The following is a 22,308-nucleotide window of genomic DNA, read 5'->3' as shown; positions in this document are numbered from 1 at the left end:
ACTGCATGGACACGAACTCGCTCTACGACCTCACCCCCATCGCCTGGCTGATGGCGGTGGGCGTGCTGCTGGCCCTCGGACCGCTGTTCTGGGTCTGGCGGCGCGGCGTCGGTCATGGCGCGGCCCGGCGCCTGCACGTGCTGACCGTGCTCACGCTGTTCCTGACCTTCGACCTCACGCTGTTCGGCGCCTTCACGCGCCTGACCGATTCCGGCCTGGGCTGTCCCGACTGGCCCGGCTGCTACGGCAACGCAAGCCCCGTCGGTGCGCGCCACGACATCGCGATGGCGCAGGCTGCGCAGCCCACCGGTCCGGTTACGCATGGCAAGGCCTGGGTGGAGATGGTGCATCGCTACCTGGCCACGGGCGTCGGCTTCCTGATCCTCGTGCTCGCCGTGGCCACCTGGGTGGCGCGGCGCAACCAGCACAATCCGGAACATGCACGCGAACGCCCGTTGAGCGCCTGGTGGCCGGTCGCCACCCTGGCGTGGGTCTGCCTGCAAGGCGCCTTCGGTGCCCTGACCGTCACCTGGAAGCTGTACCCCGCCATCGTCACCTTGCACCTTCTGGGCGCTGTCGTGCTGCTGGCGCTGCTTTGCATCCAGGCCGTACGCTATCGGCAGGCGGCCGCCGAGCGGCAGCCCACGGCCATTCCTTCGGCGCTGCGCACGCTGCTGATCGCGGCGAGCGTCCTGCTGCTGTTGCAGATCGCACTCGGGGGCTGGGTCAGCACCAACTACGCGGTGCTCGCCTGCACCCAGTTTCCGACCTGCCAGGGCAGCTGGTGGCCGCACATGAACTTCGCTCAGGGCTTCCACATCTGGCGCTCATTGGGAGAAGGCGCCGACGGAGCGCCCATCGACTTCGCGGCGCTCACCGCCATCCACTACGTTCACCGGCTCATGGCCTACCTGGTGTTCGTCGCCATGGGCCTGCTCGTCTGGCGGCTGCGCCGGGTCGCGCCGCTGCGGCCGCAGGTCCGATGGCTGGCGGCACTGGCGCTGCTCCAGCTGGCAACCGGCCTCGGCAATGTGCTCCTGGGCTGGCCGCTCGTGGCGGCCGTCCTGCATACCGGGGGTGCCGCGGCGCTGGCGGTGGTCCTGACCTGGACGCTGTGCGAAAGCCGGAAGGCACATAGCGCCGTGGCCGCAGGCACCCCGGCGCGCCGGGGTCGCGGGATGGAGACTGCATGACCACGCCGGTTTCCGTCCAAAGCCACAGCACCGCCAATGTGCTGCGCCAGTTCTATGCGCTGACCAAGCCGCGCGTGGTCCAGCTGATCGTGTTCTGCGCCCTCATCGGCATGGTGTTGGCCGTGCCTGGCCTGCCCAGCCTGGACGCACTGCAGCACATCGTGGTGGCCTGCATCGGCATCTGGCTGGTGGCCGGCGCCGCGGCGGCCTTCAACTGCCTCGTCGAGAAAGGCATCGACGCCAAGATGAAGCGCACGGCCTGGCGGCCCACCGCACGTGGTGAGCTCAGCGACCGCCAGGCCTTGCTGTTCTCGGCGGCACTGTGCACGGGCGGCTCGGCGCTCCTGTGGTTCGCGGTGAATCCGCTGACCATGTGGTTGACCTTTGCCACCTTCGTCGGCTACGCGGTGGTCTACACCGTCATCCTCAAGCCGCTGACACCGCAGAACATCGTGATCGGCGGAGCCTCCGGCGCCATGCCGCCGGTGCTGGGTTGGGCCGCGATGAGGGGCGACGTGGGCCCCGAGGCGCTGATCCTCTTCCTGATCATCTTCCTGTGGACGCCGCCGCATTTTTGGGCGCTCGCGCTCTACCGCGTGGAGGACTACCGCAAGGCGGGCCTGCCGATGCTGCCGGTGACCCATGGCAACGAGTTCACCCGGCTGCAGGTGCTGCTCTATACCTTCATCCTCTTCGCCGCCTGCCTCATGCCTTTCATCTACGGCATGAGCGGCTGGCTCTACCTGGCGGTCGCCGTGGCCGTGAGCATCGGCTTCACCGGCTATGCGTTCGCGCTGTGGCGCCGCTATTCGGACACGCTGGCACGCAAGACTTTCCGCTTCTCCCTGATCCACCTGAGCGTGCTCTTTGCCGCGCTGCTGATCGACCATTACCTGCGATGAATGAAACCATGAACAAGCGGCACGCACTACGAATGCTGGCCTGGACGGGGCTGGCTGCGGTTGCCGGCACGGCCCTCGCGGCCTGCTCGGACAGAAAGCCCAGCTTCAATGCCGTGGACATCACCGGCGCCGACTATGCCAAGGGCTTCACCCTGGCCGATGCCGACGGCAGGCAGCGCACGCTGGCCGACTTCAAGGGCAAGGTGGTCGTGATGTTCTTCGGCTATGCGCAGTGCCCCGATGTCTGCCCGACCACCATGACCGAGATGGCGCAGGTCAAGCAGCAGCTCGGCAGCGACGGCGACAAGCTGCAGGTGCTCTTCGTCACCGTCGATCCGGAGCGCGACACGCCCAGCGTGATGAAGGCCTACATGGGTGCTTTCGATCCGTCCTTCGTCGCGCTGATCCCGACGCCGGAGCAACTGCCCGAGCTGGCCAAGGACTACAAGGTCTACTACAAGAAGGTCGAGGGCAAGACGCCGACCAGCTATTCGATGGACCACTCGGCCGCCAGCTTCGTTTACGACACCGAGGGACGCCTGCGGCTCTACGCCCGCTATGGCGCCGGCGTGCCGGCGATGGTCTCGGACATCAAGGCGCTGCTGAAATCTGCGTGAAGCACAAGCGCTGAACTCCAAAAGAAAAAGCCCGGACCATACCGGGCTTCGATGAGATGCGACCCCGCTCAGGCGAATTCCGCCAGCGCCTTCTTCATCTTCTTCATGGCCGCCGCCTCGATCTGGCGGATGCGCTCGGCGCTCACGCCGTAGACCGCGGCCAGGTCATGCAGCGTCATGCCGCCGGAGCCGTCGTCGTTGACCTTGAGCCAGCGCTCTTCCACGATCCGTCGGCTCCGGTCGTCCAGCGTCGCCAGCGCGGTGGTGATGCCGTCGGTCGACAGGCGGTCTCGCTGGCGCGACTCGATCTGCGCGGTGGGCTCCTGCGAGGCATCGGCCAGGTAGGCGATGGGGCCGAAGCCATCGTCGCCGTCGTCGGAGGGGCTGGGATCGAGCAGAATGTCGCCGCCCGACATGCGCGTTTCCATCTCGAGCACTTCCTCGGGCTTGACGTTGAGCCGGGTCGCCACCTGCGAGACCTCGTCCGAACTCAGCGTGTCGCGGTGCGTGTCGCCGTCGACGGAATCGGCCTTGAAGCCCTGCTTCATCGAGCGCAGGTTGAAGAACAGCTTGCGCTGGGCCTTGGTCGTCGCGACCTTGACCATGCGCCAGTTCTTCAGGATGTATTCGTGGATCTCGGCCTTGATCCAGTGCATGGCATAGCTGACCAGACGCACGCCCTGGTCGGGGTCGAAGCGCTTGACGGCCTTCATGAGACCCACATTGCCTTCCTGGATCAGGTCGCCGTGCGGCAGCCCGTAGCCCAGGTACTGGCGGGAAATCGAGATCACCAGGCGCAGGTGCGAGAGCACCAGTGCACCCGCGGCTTCGAGGTCGTTGTTGTCGCGCAGCCGCCGCGCATAGCGCTGCTCTTCCTCCTGGGTCAGCAGGGGGAGGCGGTTGGCTGCGGAAATATAGGCGTCCAGGTTACCCAGCGAAGGCACCATCGACCATGGGTTGGCCAGGGCGAGCTGGTTGGCGGGGGTTCCGGACTGATCTTTCATTGAGGAAACTCCTTCGTACGGGGCATATTAGCACTCGATTAGAGGGAGTGCTAAGCTAAGGGTTCCTCCCAGGTTTCAATGGATCGGATAGGCGCAACCTATCCCGGCACCCCCCCTTTCCACAGAATGGTGCCATCTCCAGGCTCCGGAAATCAGCTGTTACCAGCGGACGCCCAGGCGCATGAAGAGTCTGGACAGCACGAACAGCGGTCCGACCCACAGGTACTGGATATCTTCGAAGAAGGAGGGCTTCTTGCCCTCGATCTGGTGTCCGATGAACTGGAAGATCCAGGCCACGACGAAGATAGTGGCGGAAATCGGGAGGACAAGGTCCCCCATTGCCTGCACGGCGGCCAGTGCTGCGACGATGCAGGCCGCCATCGCGATCACGAAGCTGGCGGAGCGCAGCATCAGGTAGTAGACCCCGCTGGCAGCCACGAAAACGTAGGCCGCCCACGGATGCAGGGCGTACAGCAGGCCGACGATGCTCAGCATGATCGCCGGGATGGCGATCATGTGGATGGCCTCGTTGGTCGGGTTCTGGTGGCTCTCGCCGTAATGGGCGAGCAGTCGGTCGACCTTGCGTTCGGTGGCGGGCAGGGGCGTGGCGGCGCTGTGCATGGCGGTCTCCTGGCAGGCTCTGCGGCCCGTGAAGATGATGCCAGAAGCACCGGCGGCGGCGCTATCCCATCAGGGCCTGGGCAAACTCCCGCGCCTTGAAGGTTTCCAGATCTTCCAGCTTCTCGCCGACGCCGATGAAATACACGGGAATCGGCCGCTCGCGTGCGATCGCGCACAGCACGCCACCCTTGGCCGTGCCGTCCAGCTTGGTGATGACGAGGCCCGTCAGCCCCAGCGCTTCGTCGAAGGCCTTGACCTGTGCGAGGGCGTTCTGGCCGGTGTTGCCGTCGATCACCAGCAGCACCTCGTGCGGCGCCGTGGCATCGGCGCGGGCGACCACGCGCTTGATCTTCTTGAGCTCGTCCATCAGGTGCAGCTGCGTCGGCAGGCGGCCGGCGGTGTCGACCAGCACCACGTCCTTGCCGCGCGCCTTGCCGGCGTTGACGGCGTCGAAGCTCACCGCGGCTGGATCGCCGCCTTCCTGGCTCACGATCTCGACCGTGTTGCGGTCGGCCCAGACCAGCAGCTGCTCTCGCGCCGCAGCGCGGAAGGTGTCGGCCGCCGCCAGCAGCACCGAGGCGCTCTCGTTGGACAAGTGCTTGGTCAGCTTGCCGATGGACGTGGTCTTGCCGGCCCCATTGACGCCCGCGACCATGATCACCGTGGGCGTGTGCTCGCCGATCACCAGCTCTTTTTCGAGTGGGCGCAGCAGGTCCGCGATCGCGTCCGCCAGCAGCAGCTTGACTTGCGACGCCTCGGTCGCCATGTTGCTGCGCACGCGCCGGCGCAGGTCTTCCAGGAGGAATTCCGTGGCCTTCACGCCCGTGTCGGCCATCAGCAGTGCCTCTTCGAGTTCCTCGTAGAGCGTGTCGTCGATCTGGGCGTTGACGAAGGCGGCAGTGATGCTGTTGCCGGTCTTGCGCAGGCCCATCTTGAGTTTGCCGAGCCATCCGCTGCGCTCGGAAGGCGGGGGGGCTTCCGATGGCGTTGGCGCCGGCCCCGGTGCCAGCGTCTCGACGGCGTCGACGGGGCCCGGGACAGAGACGGGTACAACCGGAGCGATTGCAGGCGTGGCGGGAGGTGGCGCAGGCACGGCCGGCGGCGGCTCGGCCGGCTTGGCGCCGAACCAGCTGGACGGCGAGAACACCGACCTGGCGGGCGCCGGCGGTTCCGCGGACATCTCGGCCGGCGCAGGCGCCGGTGCGGCGGCCGGCGCGGCGCTGTCGGCTGGCGGCTTTTTCTTGAAGAAACTGAACATCGGGGCGTTTTTACAATCCGACCCATTCTATGAAACACCCCTCGCCACGCCGCGCTGCGTCTGGTGCGGTGCTGGCCTCGGTGCTCATGGCGCCCTGGGCCGGGGCTGCCCTGGCGCAAATACCTCCGCCGGACACCCCCGCCCATGCCATCCAGCTTGCCCAGCCCCGCCAGTTCACCCTTGCCAACGGCATGACCCTGATCGTGAAGCCCGACCGGCGCGCGCCGACGGCGGTGCAGATGGTCTGGGTGCGGGTGGGATCCTTCGACGAGGTTGACGGCACTTCAGGCGTGGCGCATGTGCTCGAGCACATGATGTTCAAGGGCACCAAGACGCTGAAGCCCGGCGAGTTCTCGCGCCGCGTCGCAGCTCTGGGCGGGCACGAGAACGCCTTCACCACGCGCGACTACACCGGCTATTACCAGCAGATCCCGGCGGACAAGCTCGAGCAGGTGATGGCGCTGGAGTCCGACCGCTTTGCCAGCAACCAATGGGCGGACGAGGAATTCAAGCGCGAGATCGAGGTCGTCAAGGAGGAACGCCGCCTGCGCACCGACGACCAGCCGCGCGCCCTGCTCGGCGAGCAGCAGAACGCCGCCATCTTCACGGCCTCGCCCTACCACCGCCCGATCGTCGGTTGGATGAGCGACCTCGACGCGATGACGCCGGCCGACGCCCGCGCCTTTTTTCAGCGCTGGTACGTGCCCGCCAACGCGGCGGTCGTGGTGGCGGGCGACGTTGATGTGGAGCGCGTCCGCGCCTTGGCGGAGAAGTACTACGGCCGCATTCCCGGCCGCGCCGTGCCCGAACGCAAGCCGCGGATCGAGCCCGCGCAGCGCGGCATCCGGCGCGTCGAATTCAAGGCGCCGGCCGAGCAGGCTTACGTCTCGCTGGCTTTCCGCGTGCCGCAGATCCCGTCCACCGACCAGTTCGACGGCCCGAGCGATGCCTACGCGCTCACGGTGCTTTCCGCCGTCCTGGATGGCTATCCCGGCGCGCGGCTCGACCGAGCGCTCACTCAGGGGCCGGGCCGCGTGGCCGACGCCGCCGGCGCGTACGCGGGCTTCGTCGGCCGTGGTCCGCAGCTTTTCGTGCTCGATGGCGTGCCCGCCGCCGGCAAGACGCCGGAGACGGTCGAGGCCGCGCTGCGCGAGCAGGTGGCGAAGATCGCCCGCGAGGGCATCGGCGCGGCTGAGCTGGCGCGGGTCAAGACCCAGTGGACGGCCAGCGAGACCTACAAGCTCGACTCGGTCATGGCGCAGGCGCGCGAGCTCGGCAGCCACTGGATCCAGGGCCTGCCGCTCGACGCCAGCGCGCGCATCATCGCGCGCCTGCAGAAAGTGACGGCCGAAGAAGTGCAGGCGGTAGCCGCGAAGTACTTCGGCGACGACCAGTTGACGGCAGCCACCTTGCGGCCGCTACCGCCCGACCCCCAACGCCGCGGACGCGGCTTCGCGGCGCCCGCGGGCGACCTGCGCTGAAGACCCCGAACGGCCCGACATGCTGAGCTTCAAGAACACCCGAACCCTGCTGTGCCTCGCGCTGGCGCTGGCCGCCGCTGCGGCCCAGGCGGCCGTGCCGATCGAGCACTGGACCCTGCCCAGCGGCGCCAGGATCTACCTGGCCGCCACCGACGCCTTGCCCATCGTCGACGTGCAGATCGATTTCGATGCCGGCAGCCGGCGCGACCCGCCCGCGCAGGCCGGCCTCGCCGGCGTGACGGCAGGCATGGTCGAGAAAGGAATCCGCGCGAATGGGAGCGACCCGGCGATGGACCAGAACGCGCTCGGCGAAGCCTGGGCCGATCTGGGCGCCGACTTCGACGCCAGTGCCGGCGCCGACCGCATGAGCTTCTCGCTGCGCACGCTGTCCGAGCCCTCGCTGCTGCAGAAGGCCGTGCAGCTCGCGGCGCGCGAGATCGGCGAGCCGGCCTTCCCCGAGGACGTGTGGGGGCGCGAGCGCGAGCGTCTCAATGCCTCGATCCGCGAAGCCAACACCAAGCCCGCGACCCTGGCGGCGCGCACCTTCTCGAAGGACGTGTTCGGCGACCATCCCTACGGGAACGACACGACCGAGGCCACCCTGGCGCGCATCGACACCGCGGCCATGCGCCAGCGCTACGAGCAGCTGATCCTGCCCTGCCGCGCCAAGCTCAGCATCGTCGGTGCAGTGACGCGCGCGCAGGCGGAGACCATCGCGACCACGCTGCTGTCGCGCCTTCCGACGCCTGCCGGCGGCTGCGCCGCGCTGCCGCCGGTGCCCGAGGTCGCCCCGCTTGCCGCCGCCAAGGATGAGCGCCTGCCTTTCGATTCGGCCCAGGCCCACGTCTGGATCGGCCAGCCCGGCTATGCGCGCCGCGACCCGGATCATTTCGCGCTGACGCTCGGCAACTACATCCTCGGCGGCGGCGGCTTCGTCTCGCGCCTGACCGAGCAGGTGCGCGAGAAGCGTGGCCTGGCCTACAGCGTCTACAGCAGCTTCTCGCCGGGGCTGCACGCGGGCTCCTTCCGCGTCGGCTTCCAGACCCGTCCCGACCAGGCGGCCGAGGCGGTGAAGGTCGCGCGCGAGGTGATCGCCAGGTTCGTTGCCGAGGGACCCACCGAGGCCGAGCTCAAGGCCGCCAAGGACAACCTGATCGGCGGCTTCCCGCTCTTGCTCGACAGCAACCGCAAGCTGCTCGGCAACGTGGCCAACATTGCATGGAACGACCTTCCGCTCGACTACCTCGAGACCTGGACCGCGCGCATGAATGCGGTCACGGTGGCGGACGTCAAGGCTGCCTTCGCGCGCAAGCTGCACCCCGATCGCATGGTGACGGTGGTGGTCGGCGGCAAGCCCTGAACAAGGCCCGAGACCGCGGACCGCCGCTTGGCTACCATCCTCGCCTCACAGCGCAACACGAGGAGCGACAGGATGGCGATGCATGGGGTGGACGACGCGATCCGCGGCGGTGGCGATGACTAAGCGGGCACCGGTGCGCGGCGGCGCTGCCAAGGCGGGACCCAGGCCGGCCGACGCACGCCGCAGCGAGGTCCGCATCATCGGCGGCCAGTGGAAGCGCACGCGCCTGGCCGTAGCCGACAAGCCGGGACTGCGCCCCACGCCCGACCGGGTGCGCGAGACCCTGTTCAACTGGCTCGCCAGTCTTGCGGGAGCCAGCGGCGGCGAGCTGCCGGGCTGGCACTGCATCGATGCCTTCGCAGGCACCGGGGCGCTCGGCTTCGAAGCGGCCTCGCGCGGCGCAGCCTCCGTGCTGCTGTGCGAGCAGGACGCGGCGCTGGTCGCGCAACTGCAGGCGTTGAAGACCAAGCTGGAGGCGGGGGCGGTGCGCATCGAGCGCGGCAATGGCGTCACCGCGCTCGAGCGCGCGCCGGCGGGCAGCGTGCATGCCGTGTTCCTCGATCCGCCTTTCGAGAACACGGCCCTCTACGCGCCCGCCCTTCGTGCTGCGGCGCGCGCGCTGCGGCCCGACGGCGTGGTCTACCTGGAAGCCGCGCGCCGCTGGGCCGACGACGAACTGGCCGCGCTCGGCCTCGACGTGTTCCGGCACCTCAAGGCTGGCGCCGTTCACGCACATCTCTTGGTACTTGCGACTGACAGCACTGCATAATCCGGCCGAAGCAGGCCGCATCAGGAGGAAGCAAGCATGTCCAGCAACGTGATCGCGGTGTACCCCGGCACCTTCGACCCCATCACCCTCGGCCACGAAGACGTGGTGCGACGGGCGACGCAGCTGTTCTCGAAGGTCATCGTGGCGGTCGCGGCGGGCCACCACAAGAAGGCGCTGTTCACGCTGGAAGAACGCATGGACATGGCGCGCAAGGCGGTCGCACCCTTCAGCGATCAGGTCACGGTGGAGAGCTTTTCCGGCCTGTTGCGCGACTTCGTCGTGGCGCGCGGCGGCAAGGCCATGGTGCGCGGCCTGCGCGCCGTGACCGACTTCGACTACGAATTCCAGCTCGCCGGCATGAACCGCTCGCTGATGCCCGACGTGGAGACCGTGTTCCTCACCCCCAGCGACAAGTACCAGTTCATTTCCAGCACCTTCGTGCGCGAGATCGCGATGCTCGGCGGCGAAGTCCACAAGTTCGTTTCGCGCAACGTGCAGGACAGCCTGCTCGCCAAGGTACGCAGCCTGGGCCGCGAATGACTTCGGCGCCGCGCCTGCACGCGCTGGGCGACGCGGCATTGTTGTGCGAGCTGCCTGCGCCCGCGACGCTGGCGCAGCAGCAGCAGATCTGGGCATTGGCCAACGAGGCCCTGCAGTGGCGCGGCGTGCACGAGGTGCTGCCGGGCATGAACAACCTGAGCTTGCTCTTCGATCCCGAAGAGGTCGATGCGGCCGAGCTCGAGATGCAGGTGCTGTCGGCCTGGCCGCAGCTCGCGGGCATGGCGATCGAAGGGCGCGACATCCGCATTCCGGTTGCCTATGGCGGCGAGGCCGGCCCCGACCTGGCCGACGTCGCCGCGCACACCGGGTTCGCCCCTGCCGAGGTGGTGCGGCGCCACAGCGAGGCCGACTACGTGGTCTACCTGCTGGGCTTCCTGCCGGGCTTCGGCTTCCTGGGCGGATTGCCGCCGGAACTGGCGACCCCGCGGCGGGCCGAACCCCGCGTGGCGGTGCCGGCCCGCTCGGTCGGCATCGGCGGTACGCAGACCGGCATCTATCCCCTGGTCTCGCCCGGCGGCTGGCAGCTGATCGGCCGCACCTCGCTGGAGCTCTTCGATCCGCGCGCGGCCGAGCCCACCCTGCTGCGTCCAGGCGACCGCGTGCGCTTCGTCGTCGAAAGCGCGCAGTGGTGAGTCCCGCTCCGCCACCGAGGTCGGCGGGCGCCCTCACGGTCTTGCGGCCCGGCCTGCTGGCCTCGGTGCAGGACCTCGGCCGATACGGCCACCGGCAGCAGGGCATTTGCCCGGGCGGCGCGCTCGATGCGCTCGCGCTCACGCTGGCCAATCGGCTGGTGGGCAATTGCGACGGCGCGGCCGGCCTCGAGCTCACCCTGGGCGGCTGCGAGATCCGCTTCGAAGCGCCCACCCGAATCGCGCTGGCCGGCGATGACTTCGGCGCACGGCTCGACGGGGCTCCGGTGTGGCCTTGCTGGAGCGTTCCGGTGCAGGCGGGCCAGGTGCTCCGGCTCGGGCCCGCCAACGAATGGAGCGCGAAGGCGGGGCTGCGCAGCTGGCTTGCCGTTGCCGGCGGCATCGACGTGCCGCCGGTCATCGGCTCGCGCAGCACCGATCTCAAGGCTGGTTTCGGCGGTCACCTCGGGCGCGCGCTGAAGAAGGGCGACCGGCTGCCCGTGGGCACGCCCCGGCTCGATGCAGCGCACCTGGCGTGGCGTGCCTTCGGCTTGCGCGCGCCCGCCTGGGAGCAGGACGGGGAAGGCGCCGTCGTCCTGCGCGTCATGCGCGGCCCCGAGTTCGAGCAGTTCACGCTTGCCGCGCGCGAGCAGCTGTGGAGGTCCGCGTGGCGCATCACGCCGCAGAGCAATCGCATGGGCAACCGCCTCGAGGGCCCCGAGCTCAAGCGCAAGCGCAATGTCGACATGCTCTCATCGGCCGTGATCCCCGGCACGATCCAGGTGCCGCCCTCGGGGCAGCCGATCATCCTGATGGGCGATGCCCAGACCACCGGCGGCTATCCGCGCATCGGCATGGTGATCCGCGCCGATCTTTGGAAGCTCGCGCGGGCGCCGCTCAACGGCCGCCTGCGCCTCGCGGAGGTCGACGCCGCGGCCGCCCTGCGGGCCTGGTCCGAACAGTGGCACTACCTTGCGCAGGCCGGGCAATCCCTGGCGGCCATGGGGTGGCCGATGCCGGCGCACAATCCGGCCGAAGGAGAAAGCCACCATGCAGATTGACCTCAACGCCGACCTCGGCGAGGGCTGCGACAACGACGAGGCGCTGCTCAAGCTCGTGAGCTCCGCCAACATCGCCTGCGGCTGGCATGCGGGCGATGCCAACACCATGCGCCAGTGCGTGCGCTGGGCGCTGGACAACGGCGTGGCGATCGGCGCGCACCCCAGCTTCCCGGACCGCGAGAACTTCGGCCGCAGCGAGATGCACCTGCCGCCCGAGGAGATCGTCGCGGGCGTGCTCTACCAGGTCGGCGCGCTGGCGGCCATCGTCAAGGCCGAGGGCGGCAGGCTCGCGCATGTCAAGGCGCACGGCGCGCTGTACAACCAGGCAGTGAAGGAGCCGGCGCTGGCCGAGGGCCTGTGCGAGGCCGTGCGCCGCTTCGACCCCGGCCTGCGCTTCTTCGGCCTCGCCGGCAGCGGCATGATCGGCGCGGCCCAACGCGCCGGGCTGATGCCGGTCGAGGAAGTGTTCGCCGACCGCGGCTACATGCCCGACGGCAGCCTGGTGCCGCGCAGCCGGCCCGGCGCCTTGATCGAGGACGAAGCGCAGTCGCTGGCGCAGACCCTGTCGCTGGTGCGCGATCACCGCGTGACCGCAATCGATGGCAGCGTGGTGAAGGTCAACGCGCAGACGGTCTGCCTGCACGGCGACGGCGCGCATGCGCTGGCCTTTGCGCGCCGCATCCGCGAGCGCCTCGAGAGCGAAGGCATCACGATCGCGCCGATGGCCTGAGAAGTGCTCGTGAACGTCCTGCTGACGGGCTTCGAGCCCTTCGACAAGGAAGCGCTCAATCCCTCGTGGGAAGCGGTGCGCGCGCTGGAAGGCTGGCGCTGCGATGGCGCGTTGGTGCATGCGCGTCGTATCCCTTGCGTCTTCGGCGTTGCGCTGCGCGAGCTCGATGCAGCCATCGACGCGTTGCAGCCGCGGCTGGTGATCGGCATCGGCCAAGCCGGCGGGCGCAGCGAGATCACGCCCGAGCGCGTGGCGATCAACGTCGACGACGGCCGCATCTGCGACAACGCGGGCTGCCAGCCCATCGATGTGCCCGTGGTGGCTGGGGCGCCAGCGGCCTATTTCTCCACGTTGCCGATCAAGGCGATGGTGCGCGACCTGCGCGCGGGCGGCATCCCGGCCGCGGTGTCGAACAGTGCCGGCACCTTCGTGTGCAACCACTTCTTCTTCGGCCTCATGCACCGCATCGCGACGCGGCCGGTGGCGGCAGGACAGCGCGGCGGCTTCATCCACATTCCCTACCTGCCTGAACAGGCGGCGCGCTTTCCCGGGGCGCCGAGCATGGCATTGGATACGGTGATCGCCGCACTGCGCATCGCAGTCGCCACGGCGCTCGCGGTGCGCGAGGACGTGCGCGAGACCGGCGGCCAGCTGAGCTAGGCGCTGCCACCAGGCCCTAGCCTGCCTCCAGCTGCCGCTGCAGCCATGGCATCAGCGCCGCGTTGACCTGCGCGGGTTTCTCCATGGTCAGCATGTGGCCGCAGGCCTCGATCCACACGAGCTCGGATTGCGGCACCAACCGGGCGATCTCCTCGGAGCATTCGGGCGGCGTCAGGCGATCGCCGTCGCCGCAGATCACGAGCACCGGGCAACGCAGCGAAGCGAGCGACGGGCGCTGGTCGGGACGCATCATCAGCGCGCGGTTCTGCGTGATGAGCTGCTGCGCGCCGGCATCGAGGATCAGTTCCACATAGCGGCGCACCAGCGCGGCATCGCCAGCCTGCTCGGGGTGGAAGGCAAAGCCCGCGTTGAACTGGATCACGTCGCGCGCCTCGCCTTGCTCGAAGAGCTCGATCGCGGAGGCGCGCAGCTCGTACATCTCGGGCGTCTCGGGCCGTGGGTTGGTGCCCAGCAGCGCGAGGCCGGCGATGCGCTCGGGCGCCTGGCGCGCGGCCTCCATCGCGACCATGCCGCCCATCGACGCACCACAGAGGATCAGCGAGCCTTCGTGCTCGCTCAGCACGGCCGCGGCCATGGCCTCGATGCGCTCGTGGCGCATGTGGGCGTCGCTCACGCGGACGTCGATGCCGGCAGGCAGGGCGGACAGCTGGGCTTCCCAAAGGCGCTCGTCACAGGCCAGGCCGGGTAAAAAGACAAGACGGGGCATGCGCCGATTCTCCGTGATCGGCGTGCCGCGGCCGTGACATTCATTGCGAGGACAATAGCCCCACTCCATGCCCACTGAACTCATCCTGATCCGCCACGGCGAGACCGACTGGAATCGCGAGCTGCGATTCCAGGGTCACATCGACGTTCCCCTCAACGACACCGGCCACGAGCAGGCACGACGGTTGGGCCTGCGGCTCGCGCGCGAATCGGTGCACCATCTCGTGAGCAGCGACCTGCTGCGCGCGCAGCAGACGGCGACGCCGAGCGCACGCCAGCTCGGGCTCGAGATCGTCGGCTCGGTCGCACTGCGCGAGCAGAACTTCGGCATCGTCGAAGGCATGCGCGCCGACGAGATCCAGCGCCTGCATCCGCGCGCCTGGGAAGAATGGCTCAAGTTCAGCGAGGACCATCGCATGCCCGAGGGCGAGTCGCCGCGCGAGTTTCATGCACGCGTCATGGGCGCGCTGGCCGGCATCGCAGCCGCGCATCCGCAGCAGACCGTGATGGTGGTGACGCACGGCGGCGTGCTCGACATGGTCTGGCGCACCGCGAACGGCCTGGGCCTCAACGGCCCGCGCCAGAGCGCGATTCCCAATGCGGGCTTCAACCGCATCCGCATTGCCGACGCCACGAGGCCTACCGGGATGGAGATCCTCGATTGGGCCGACACCGCGCATCTCGACGGCATGCCGGCGCAGCCCAGCTACGACCAGCGACGGCACCTGCGCTAGCAGGCGCTCGTCAAGAGCCGCTGTCGGTGGCGCAGCCCTCGCGCTGGAGCACCGGCAGCAACTGCGGCGCCATCGTCCGCAGGAGCTGCACCGGCAGCGCGCTGGTAAAGCGGTAGCGCGCTGCGTACGGCTCGCGCACATAGGCCACCAGCGTGCCGAAGTAGCGGTCGCCGAGCGTGAAGACGAAGGTGGCCGTGCGTTCGACCTTGCGCTCGGCGATCACGCGTCCGCCACGACCGATGACCTGGAAGCGGTGGTCACCGGTGCCGGTCTTGCCGGCGATCTCGATCGGCCTCCCGCTCGCATCCGGCACGGCATCCTTGAGGCGGCGTGCGGTACCGTTGTTCACCACGTCGGCGAGCGCGCGCCGCGCGGCCTGCGCCACTTCGGGCGGCAGCAGCTGCTGGGGGGCTGCGCCGCGCTCCTCGAGCCGTGTCTCGTAGGGCGTGTCGCGCGCGAAGTGCAGCGCGTTCACCCGCTGCTGCGGCAGCCGCCGGCCGTCATTGGCCAGGATGCCCATCAGCTCGGCCAGCGCCGCCGGCCGGTCGCCAGAGGCGCCGATCGCGCTTGCGTAGGAGGGCGTGAGCGAAGCGAAGGGATAACCCAGGCGTTGCCACGAGCGGTGAATCTGGGCGAAGGCTTCGCGCTCGAGCAGCTCGCGGATGCGCCGGTCCTGCGCGTTCTTGTGGCGAGTCTTGAAGAGCCAGGCGTAGGCGTCCTGCCGCTCCTGCACGCTCGCGTCCAGCGCCTCGGTCAGCGTCGCGCCGGGATGGCGACGCAGGTAGGCGACCAGCCAAAGCTCCAGCGGATGCACCCGCGCCACGTAGCCGCGATCGGCCAGCGACAGGCCGGCGTAGGTGGTGCGCATTTTGCGCAGCGCGCGCGCCGAGCCGGCCCCATGTCCCATGCGGCGCGTGAGCAGTTCGTCGAGCTGCGCCTCGCCGGCTTCGGGCTCCAGGCTGAAAAGAACGCTCGCGAGACGCGGCGCCGAGGGGTGCACGCCCTTCAGCAGCAGCGCTTCGGCTTCGACGGGCGACTTGCCCTGGTATTTCCGGTAGAAGCGCGTCAGATAGGCCGCGCCCTCTCGATCGGCGAAGAACGCCAGCATCTCCCGCCGGCCCGGGTCTGAAGGATCCTCCAGCATGTTGCGCCCGACGGCCTCGTCGCCGTACATCCGGTGGCGCACGATGTCACGCATCACGCGGATGAACACCAGGTTGACCGAGTGCCTGAAGCCTTCCTGTACCGTCATCGGCCCGCCATGCGTGCGATCGAAATTGCTGAAGCTGTGCAGGCCTCCGCCGGTGAAGAAGGCTTCTCCCTCGCCCGCCGAGTAGCGCCGCTGCATCGCCGCCTCCAGCATCGGGGCGAGGCTGCGGTCCCGGGTGCGCAGCAGGTACTCGCGCGCCCAGGCACCGAGCGGGTCGCGCCGGCTCGGTGCCCATGCGGCGATGGCGGATGCATCGCGGCCGGCCCAGCGCTCGTGCAGCTCGGCGACCAGCTCGAGGTAGCTCACCAGCGTGCGCAGCTTCGCGGTGGAGCCGAGGTCGAGTCGCGCCCCCTGGTTCACATCGAAGGGCTGGTCGATGTTGTCGGCCTGGATGCGCGGCAGGTTGGCGTGCGCGCCGCGCTCGTACAGCGTGAAGCTGTAGACCAGGTGGCGCGGATCGTCGCCGGGGTCGAGCAGATGATGGCCGTAAAGCCCTGCAGCCTTCGCGCCGGACGGCGTGCGCAGCGCGGCCAGCGCCTGCGCCGCGATGGCCTGCGCCTCGCTGTCCATGGTGCCGTCCACCTCGAGGTCGAGCCGCTCGAGGTCGTAGGCACGGGGCACGCCGAGCAGGGCGGCCACTTCGCCGCGCACGGCATTCAGGCCCTTGCGCTCGACGAAGTCCGGCCGCGGCGTCGCTTGCCGGCCGGCCTTCCGCTGCAGGGAGGCTTGCAGCGCCGCGTCGCGCAGGGACGTCGAGATGACGCCCGCCTCGGCCATCAGCCGCAGGTAGCTGTCGGTGAGCCGGGCGAGGCTCGCTCCGTTGTCCAGCAGGTGCTGCGAGGGCCGGCGTTGCGCGATCATCAGCGACAGCGCCTGCTTGAAGGCCTCGGCCTGGCGCCGCTGCGCCTCGTCGGACGGTGCAGCGCCCTCCGCGTTGTCGGACAGCAGGTGGTTCACTTCGCGAATGTCGCGCCCGTACCAGGCCCACAGGCCGTCGCCCAGGCCATGTACCTCGCCGAAGCCCGGCCGCGCGGCCAGGGGCACGGTGTCCAGGTAATCGACCACCACCTGGCGCCGCCGCGCCTGCGTGTCCTCGCCGTCCTGGTAGGCCCGCAGCGAGGCCGATGCCATCTGGCGCAGCTTGTCGCCGATCGATGAAGTGCGGCCCTGCGCCGAGTGGCGGTACTTTTCGATCTGGGTGGCCAGCGTGCTGCCGCCGGAGGCCGATTGCCGCGCGCCGAGCGTCCGGTGCAGTTGTTCCAGCGTGGCCTTTGCGAAGCGCTCCGGATCGACCGCGGGATTGCGCTGGGCCGGCTGCGTGTCGAGCAGGTGGCGGTCCTCGACGAAGAGCAGCGCATCCACCAGCAGCGGCGGCACTTCCTCGAAGCGCTCGTAGACGCGCTCGGGCACGCGCGATTGCGACAGGGTGCGGGCGCGGCAGTCGCGGACCGTCAGACCGGCCTGGTTCTTCTCGCGGTAGGGGCCGTAGAGACCGTGCTCGTGCAGCTGAATCAGCCGCGGCGACATGCGGGCCTGCTGCGTCACCTCGTAGCCACGGGCCTGCAGGCGCTCGATGAGCTCGGGGAGCCGGCGGTAGCCCAGCCGTTCGTCGTAGGGGCCGCTGTGCGGGAAGCGGATGGCATCGCTGGGGCCAGGCTCCAAGCTGAAGCGCGCATCTCGCCCCAGGTCGCGCCAGAAGGCCGACTGCAGCCTCGAAGTCCGGAGCTCGTCGGCCGTGAAGGTGACGAGCGCGGCCACCGCGGCGACCGCCGCGCCGAGCCAGAAAACCGTCCTGAGCCTTGCCACGACTGCCTCGCTGTGAGCCCGTACCGCGGGTTCTTCAGGCTGGATGATGCGCCTTTCGCGGCCTTTTTGGGATCCGGTGGAATCCGGAACCCGCGAGTGGCACGAGGCTCCAAGGAGGACCGGCGTTCCTGCCGGCTCTGGAGGTACGAACCATGTTCCAACTGAAACATTGGCAAGACCCGGTCAATGGGGCGCTGGGTGCCTGGCTGCTACTTTCGCCCTGGATCCTCGGCTATTCGGCGCATCCGGCGGCCATGCCCAATGCGGTGATCGTCGGCGTCGCGCTGATCGCCGCCGCGCTCGGCGCCATGCTGCTTCCCCGCGCCTGGGAAGAATGGACCGAGGCGGGGCTCGGCCTGTGGCTGATGGTGTCGCCCTGGGTGCTGCGCTTCAATGGCAACGGCGATGCGATGCTCACCGCGGTCATCACCGGGCTGGTCGTGCTGGTGCTGGCGGCGTGGACGCTGCTGACCGACGAGGAGTACAGCCGCTGGTGGCACGGCGCCGCGCATTGAGCGCGGGGCGACAGTTCCGGGTTCAGGCGTTCCAGGCGGGGCGACTGGCCAGCGGCGCCCACACGCCCGCCGCCTGCTGCAGCGGGTGATCAGGGGGCGGCATCGGGCACCAGTGGCGGTAGCTGCAATGCCGCGTAGACCGCATCGGCCTGCCGCCGAAGGCGCAGCGACTCCGGCTGGGCGTTGACCCGCTGTTGCAGCAGGCCCTGCGCGCTCGCCAGCGCTGCGGCCGTGCCGCTGGCGATCAGGGCATCGAGGTACAGCTGCTCGAACAGGTCGCGCTGCGCGTGACTGCCGCCGATTTCCACCAGGCGCGGCAGCGCGAGGCCCAGCCCTTCGATCGCGCCCGCGGCATCGCCGCGCGCATGGGCCAGCAGGCCGCGCGCGGCCGGCACGCCGACGCGCTGCCAGGCGGCTCGCCTCGACGGCGGCGCTTGCGGCGCATAGGCCTCGATGTTGCGAAGCAGCCGCTCGGCCTCGGGCCGGGCGGCGCGCGCCAGGCCGTAGAGGTACTGCAGGTCGAGGAAGGGCAGGACGTGGTCGTCGAGCCGCTGCACCAGGTAGCCGGCCAGCGCCTGCCAGCGCGTGCCCACCTCGATACCCGCGAGCTCGAGCCGCGCCAGCAGCGAGACGGCCCCGATCTGGTCCTGCGAGTAGTCCTTGACCACGCCCCACACCTGCTCGTCGTAAACGGCAAGCGCCTCCGCATCGCGGCCCAGGTCGATCAGGAACAGCGCCACGTGCCACCAGTTGTGGGTGACCATGAAGGAGTTGAGCCCGGTCCAGCTGTCGCTCACGCTCCGCATGAAGTCCAGGCCTTCGGAAAGCCGGCCCTCGGTCAGCATCACATGGCCGAGCGCGTGGTGGGCCCAGGGCTCCTTGCGCTCCATCGCGATCGCGCGGCGCGCGCTGGCCTCGGCCTCCCGCATTCGATGGCATTGCTCATAGCCGAAGGCCGCCATGCCGTGCAGGTAGGGCACGTCGGCGGCCGCCGGCAGCGCCGTGAGCGCGAGCCGCAGCATGCCGGGGCAGTCGCCGGTGTTGAAGCAGTGGTACTGCCCGAGCTTGAGCGAGGCCAGATCACGCGGGTGCTCGCGGGCCTGCTCCTGGTGCAGGGCGATCGCGCGCGCGATATCACCCTCGGCCCAGGCCGCGATGGCTTCGATATAGCGCCGCTCGCGCGGACTGGCGCGCGTAGCACCGGCCTGCGCGCGTTGGATGAAGGGACGCGCATTGGGCACGGCGTCGCGCGACTCGGCGAACAGGTGCAGCGTCGCGCAGTAGGCCTGCACGAGGGGGCTGTCGTCTTCCGCCGCCGCGAGCGCGTCAGCCGCACGGGCTTCGCAGGCGATGAAGCCTTCGACGAAGTCATTGACCGCGCGCAGGCTGGAAGGATCGCTCAGCGTGACCGGGTTGCCCAGGCTGTCTTGCATGCGGGCTATTCTGCCTCCGACACCCGATCTTCAGTCGCTTCGTGACGCGTGCGCGCGAGCTGCCGGCCTCGCAGCTCGTCCGAGAGGCTCGGTTCAGGCGCCGGGCGGCTGCGGCCACGGGCGTTGCGGCCCGCGGATCAGCTCGAAGGCCCGCGAGACCTTCAACACGCCCAGGTCGTCGAAGCGGTGCCCCGCGATCTGCAGTCCGATCGGAAGGCCGCTGCGGCTGTAGCCGCAATTGATCGAAGCCGCCGGCTGTTCCGACATGTTGAAGGGCACGGTGAATCCGATGTGCTCCAGCGGTCGCAGCGGGTCGTTGGTGGGCGAGGGCAACTCGGCATCCGAAGGCAGGTTGGGGGCCGTGGGCGAGATCACGTAGTCGTACTTCGCGCAGGCCGACACGGCGGCCAGGCGAGTCGCGTGGAACTGGCTGAAGGCCCGGAACACGTGCTCGCCGCTGAAGCCGGCCGCACTCTCGGCCCAGGCGCGGATGTAGGGCAGCACCTTGGCGCGCCGTTCCGCCGGCAGGGCATCGATGTCCACCAGCGAGCGCATGCGCCACAGGTGGTCCATGCCGTCCAGCATGGCCTGCGACATGAAGGGCTGCAGGACCTCGACGACGGCGCCGGCGCGCTCGAACAGGCGCGCGGCCTCCTCGACGGCCGCTCGGATCTCGGTGTCGACCGCCAGGCCGCAGCCTGCGTCGAGCAGCAAGCCGATGCGCAGGCCGCGCAGATGCTCCGCCCCCACGTCGAATGACGACCAGGCGATGTCCTGCGGCGGAAGGCTCATGCTGTCGCGCGCGTCGGGCTGGGCCAGCACCCGCATCATGAGCGCTGCATCGGCGACGCTGCGCGTCATGGGGCCGGCGGCGCGGCCCATGTAGGGCGGGTCGATCGGAATGCGGCCCAGGCTGGGCTTGAGCGTGAAGATGCCGCACCAGCTCGCCGGCAGCCGCAGCGATCCGCCGATGTCGGTGCCGATGTGCAGCGGGCCGTAGCCGGCTGCCGCGGCGGCGCCGGCGCCTGCGCTCGAACCGCCCGGCGTCTTCGACAGGTCCCAGGGATTGCGGGCCAGCGTATGGAAGCTCGAGAGGCCGGAGGACAACATGCCGTAGTCGGGCATGGTGGTCTTGGAGACGATCACCGCGCCCGCCTCCTTCAGCCGCGCGGCCGGCGGTGCGTCAGCGGCAGCCGGTCGCAGCTCGGCCGCGGCCGTGCCGGCGGGCATCGGGTCACCGCGCGTGGCGATGTTCTCCTTGATCGTGGTCGGCACGCCGTCGAGCAGGCCCAGCGGCTCGCCGCGCCGCCAGCGCGCCTCGGAGGCGCGTGCCTGCTCCAGTGCGGCATCGGGGCGCAGCAGCCATGTCGCCTGCAGCTTCGGCTCCCAGCGCGCGATGTGGTCGAGCACCGCCTGCGTGACCTCGACCGGCGAGAGGCGGGCGTCGCGGTAAGCGTCGAGCAGTTCGCCTGCCGACAGGTCGTGAAGCGCCTTGCTCACGACCAGGACAGCGCCGCGAGGTCGTTGACGAAGATCGGGCTTTCCTTCCACAGCCCCTTGACGCCCTTCTTGGCGACGCTGGGGAACTGAGGCTGGTAGAGGAATCCGTTCGCTGCGTCGGTGGCAAGCAGCTTCTGTGCATCCCCCAGGAGCTTGTTGCGTTCGGACTCGTTGGCGGTGTTCTTGATCTTGGCGTAAAGGGCGGTGAACTCCTTGGAGTCATAGCCCCAGTAGTAGTCGGGCTTGGCATAGTTGCCCAGGTCGAAGGGTTCGACGTGCGACACGATGGTGAGGTCGTAGTCGTGCGCACCACCGTAGGTGTTGCTGAGCCATTGCGCCCATTCGACATTCTGGATCTTCACGTTGATGCCGATCTTGGCAAGCTCTGCCGCGATCACCTCACCGCCCTGGCGCGCATAGGGCGGCGGCGGCAGCGTCATCGTCAGTTCCAGCGGCGTCTTGACGCCCGCGTCGGCCAGGAGCTTCTTGGCCTTCTCGACGTCGTACGGGTTGATGGCCGTAGTATCCACATAGCCGGGCGCGCCGGGCACGTAGTGGCTGCCGATGGGCGTTCCGAAACCATCGGCGGCGCCTTCGATCACCGCCTTGCGATCGATCGCGGCGAGGATGGCGCGGCGCACGCGCACGTCGTTGAGAGGCTTTTTCCTGCTGTTGATGGCGAGGATGGTCTTGGCGCGCGAGCCGCCCTGGATGACCTGGAACTGCGGGTTGTTCTTGAACTGCGCGACCGCGCGGGTGCCGATGGGCTTGAAGACGTCGACGTCGCCGGCCATCAGCGCCGCCGCCTGGGCGGCGGTGTCGGAAATGAACCGGAAGGTGACACGCCGCAGCTTGGCCTCGCCGGGATTGCGATAGCCGTCCCACTTGCTCAGCACGACCGAGGAGCCCTTGGCCCAGCTGTCGAGCTTGTAGGGGCCGGTGCCGACCGGCTTGGTGGCATTGGTGTCGGCGCTCTTGGGCTCGACGATGATGGCGGTCGCCTGGCCCAGCAGGAAAGGCAGATCGGGATCGATCTCCTTGTTGATCAGCACCACGGTGTTTTCGTCGACGGCCTGGGTGCTCAGGTTGGCAAAGGTGCGCTTGTCCTTGTTGGTGCTTTTCTCGGCGCCTGCCCGATCGAACGCGAACTTGACCGTCTGTGCGTTGAAGGGCTCGCCGTTCTGGAACTTCACGCCGCGCCGCAGTTTGAACGTGTAGGTCTTGAGGTCGGGCGAGACCTCCCAGCTCTCGGCCAGGAGCGGCGTGACCTTGCCGTCGGCGTTGATCTTGGTCAGCGTCTCGTAGATGTTGTAGTGGGTGATTTCCGCGATGGCGGATGCGGCGCCGGTGGTCGGGTCCAGGCCCGGCGGCTCGAGCGTCATGCCGATCACGAGCGAGTCCTTGCGACCCTGGGCCAGCGCGGCCTGCGGTAGCGCGAGCGGCACGGTGGCGAGTGCGGCAGTGGTCAGGAGGGTGCGGCGTTTCAACATGTCGAGGCTCCAGGCAAAAGCTGAGAAGGGGAAATACGACGTTACATC

21 protein-coding genes are annotated in these 22,308 nt (G+C 69.1%); 13 read left to right on the top strand and 8 right to left on the bottom strand.

The genetic code is table 11. From position 1 onward, the window contains the following. Nucleotides 1-5 precede the first annotated feature (5 nt). Genes J2739_RS20985 through J2739_RS20975 form a run of 3 tightly spaced genes read left to right on the top strand, consistent with a single transcriptional unit; the run spans nucleotide 6 to nucleotide 2,712 of the window. On the top strand, nucleotides 6-1,193 hold the full coding sequence (locus J2739_RS20985; RefSeq protein WP_309905187.1) for a COX15/CtaA family protein: 1,188 nt from the start codon (nucleotides 6-8) through the stop codon (nucleotides 1,191-1,193). Then, on the top strand, nucleotides 1,190-2,095 hold the full coding sequence (gene cyoE / locus J2739_RS20980) for a heme o synthase (RefSeq protein WP_309905185.1): 906 nt from the start codon (nucleotides 1,190-1,192) through the stop codon (nucleotides 2,093-2,095). The genes J2739_RS20985 and cyoE overlap by 4 nt, the downstream gene beginning before the upstream one ends. Before the next feature lie 8 nt (nucleotides 2,096-2,103). Further along, nucleotides 2,104-2,712: an SCO family protein gene (locus J2739_RS20975; protein WP_309905183.1), complete on the top strand. Its 609-nt coding sequence runs from the start codon at nucleotides 2,104-2,106 to the stop codon at nucleotides 2,710-2,712. A gap of 68 nt (nucleotides 2,713-2,780) precedes the next feature. Here the strand turns inward: J2739_RS20975 and rpoH are convergent, their stop codons facing one another. From rpoH to ftsY, 3 genes are all read right to left on the bottom strand, one after another. Next, on the bottom strand, nucleotides 2,781-3,716 hold the full coding sequence (gene rpoH / locus J2739_RS20970; protein ID WP_309905181.1) for an RNA polymerase sigma factor RpoH: 936 nt from the start codon (nucleotides 3,714-3,716) through the stop codon (nucleotides 2,781-2,783). Nucleotides 3,717-3,875: 159 nt separating this feature from the next. Further along, nucleotides 3,876-4,337, bottom strand: a complete 462-nt coding sequence (locus J2739_RS20965) for an Mpo1 family 2-hydroxy fatty acid dioxygenase (protein ID WP_309905179.1) — start codon at nucleotides 4,335-4,337, stop codon at nucleotides 3,876-3,878. Between the two features lie 61 nt (nucleotides 4,338-4,398). Beyond that, on the bottom strand, nucleotides 4,399-5,595 hold the full coding sequence (gene ftsY, locus J2739_RS20960; RefSeq protein WP_309905177.1) for a signal recognition particle-docking protein FtsY: 1,197 nt from the start codon (nucleotides 5,593-5,595) through the stop codon (nucleotides 4,399-4,401). Between the two features lie 29 nt (nucleotides 5,596-5,624). Here ftsY and J2739_RS20955 point away from each other — a divergent pair, with 29 nt between their 5' ends. The 8 genes from J2739_RS20955 to pcp all read left to right on the top strand — a co-directional run bounded on the left by J2739_RS20955 (nucleotide 5,625) and on the right by pcp (nucleotide 12,846). Continuing rightward, nucleotides 5,625-7,076, top strand: coding sequence for a M16 family metallopeptidase (locus J2739_RS20955; protein ID WP_309905175.1), 1,452 nt, complete (start codon nucleotides 5,625-5,627; stop codon nucleotides 7,074-7,076). A gap of 19 nt (nucleotides 7,077-7,095) precedes the next feature. Beyond that, nucleotides 7,096-8,436 (top strand): M16 family metallopeptidase, encoded by a 1,341-nt coding sequence (locus J2739_RS20950; protein ID WP_309905173.1) that lies wholly within the window; start codon nucleotides 7,096-7,098, stop codon nucleotides 8,434-8,436. A 115-nt stretch (nucleotides 8,437-8,551) separates the two neighbouring features. After that, entirely contained in the window at nucleotides 8,552-9,205 is a 654-nt protein-coding gene (locus tag J2739_RS20945) for an RsmD family RNA methyltransferase (protein WP_309905171.1), read from the top strand. 36 nt (nucleotides 9,206-9,241) lie between these two features. Beyond that, nucleotides 9,242-9,745, top strand: coding sequence for a pantetheine-phosphate adenylyltransferase (coaD, locus tag J2739_RS20940; protein WP_309905169.1), 504 nt, complete (start codon nucleotides 9,242-9,244; stop codon nucleotides 9,743-9,745). Continuing rightward, on the top strand, nucleotides 9,742-10,398 hold the full coding sequence (gene pxpB, locus J2739_RS20935; RefSeq protein WP_309905167.1) for a 5-oxoprolinase subunit PxpB: 657 nt from the start codon (nucleotides 9,742-9,744) through the stop codon (nucleotides 10,396-10,398). The genes coaD and pxpB overlap by 4 nt, the downstream gene beginning before the upstream one ends. Further along, entirely contained in the window at nucleotides 10,395-11,456 is a 1,062-nt protein-coding gene (locus tag J2739_RS20930; protein ID WP_309905165.1) for a 5-oxoprolinase subunit C family protein, read from the top strand. The genes pxpB and J2739_RS20930 overlap by 4 nt, the downstream gene beginning before the upstream one ends. After that, on the top strand, nucleotides 11,446-12,186 hold the full coding sequence (pxpA, locus tag J2739_RS20925) for a 5-oxoprolinase subunit PxpA (RefSeq protein ID WP_309905163.1): 741 nt from the start codon (nucleotides 11,446-11,448) through the stop codon (nucleotides 12,184-12,186). The genes J2739_RS20930 and pxpA overlap by 11 nt, the downstream gene beginning before the upstream one ends. Nucleotides 12,187-12,195: 9 nt before the next feature. After that, nucleotides 12,196-12,846, top strand: coding sequence for a pyroglutamyl-peptidase I (gene pcp, locus J2739_RS20920; RefSeq protein WP_405053923.1), 651 nt, complete (start codon nucleotides 12,196-12,198; stop codon nucleotides 12,844-12,846). Nucleotides 12,847-12,862: 16 nt separating this feature from the next. On the opposite strand, the gene J2739_RS20915 is transcribed toward pcp, so the two are convergent. Further along, a complete protein-coding gene (locus tag J2739_RS20915; protein ID WP_309905159.1) occupies nucleotides 12,863-13,573 on the bottom strand; it encodes an alpha/beta fold hydrolase in 711 nt (236 codons plus the stop codon). Nucleotides 13,574-13,640: 67 nt separating this feature from the next. Between J2739_RS20915 and J2739_RS20910 the strand changes: the two genes are divergently transcribed. Beyond that, on the top strand, nucleotides 13,641-14,306 hold the full coding sequence (locus J2739_RS20910; RefSeq protein ID WP_309905156.1) for a histidine phosphatase family protein: 666 nt from the start codon (nucleotides 13,641-13,643) through the stop codon (nucleotides 14,304-14,306). A gap of 10 nt (nucleotides 14,307-14,316) precedes the next feature. Here J2739_RS20910 and J2739_RS20905 read toward each other — a convergent pair whose 3' ends face one another. Beyond that, nucleotides 14,317-17,322 carry a transglycosylase domain-containing protein gene (locus J2739_RS20905; protein ID WP_309905155.1) on the bottom strand — a complete coding sequence of 1,002 codons (3,006 nt, stop codon included), beginning with the start codon at nucleotides 17,320-17,322 and terminating at the stop codon, nucleotides 14,317-14,319. Between the two features lie 152 nt (nucleotides 17,323-17,474). Between J2739_RS20905 and J2739_RS20900 the strand changes: the two genes are divergently transcribed. Continuing rightward, on the top strand, nucleotides 17,475-17,837 hold the full coding sequence (locus tag J2739_RS20900; protein WP_309905153.1) for an SPW repeat protein: 363 nt from the start codon (nucleotides 17,475-17,477) through the stop codon (nucleotides 17,835-17,837). 89 nt (nucleotides 17,838-17,926) lie between these two features. On the opposite strand, the gene J2739_RS20895 is transcribed toward J2739_RS20900, so the two are convergent. The 3 genes from J2739_RS20895 to J2739_RS20885 all read right to left on the bottom strand — a co-directional run bounded on the left by J2739_RS20895 (nucleotide 17,927) and on the right by J2739_RS20885 (nucleotide 22,260). After that, on the bottom strand, nucleotides 17,927-19,270 hold the full coding sequence (locus J2739_RS20895) for a tetratricopeptide repeat protein (RefSeq protein ID WP_309905151.1): 1,344 nt from the start codon (nucleotides 19,268-19,270) through the stop codon (nucleotides 17,927-17,929). A 93-nt stretch (nucleotides 19,271-19,363) separates the two neighbouring features. Further along, nucleotides 19,364-20,770, bottom strand: coding sequence for an amidase (locus J2739_RS20890; protein WP_309905150.1), 1,407 nt, complete (start codon nucleotides 20,768-20,770; stop codon nucleotides 19,364-19,366). Beyond that, complete coding sequence (locus tag J2739_RS20885) at nucleotides 20,767-22,260, bottom strand: ABC transporter substrate-binding protein (protein WP_309905148.1); 1,494 nt, start codon at nucleotides 22,258-22,260, stop codon at nucleotides 20,767-20,769. The genes J2739_RS20890 and J2739_RS20885 overlap by 4 nt, the downstream gene beginning before the upstream one ends. Between the last annotated feature and the right edge of the window lie 48 nt (nucleotides 22,261-22,308).

The sequence above is a fragment of the Variovorax soli genome (assembly GCF_031454625.1).
Taxonomy (GTDB): Bacteria; Pseudomonadota; Gammaproteobacteria; order Burkholderiales; family Burkholderiaceae_C; genus Variovorax; species Variovorax soli_A.
Note: the sequence above shows the minus strand (reverse complement) of the source record. Positions and strands in the feature narration are given on the sequence as shown.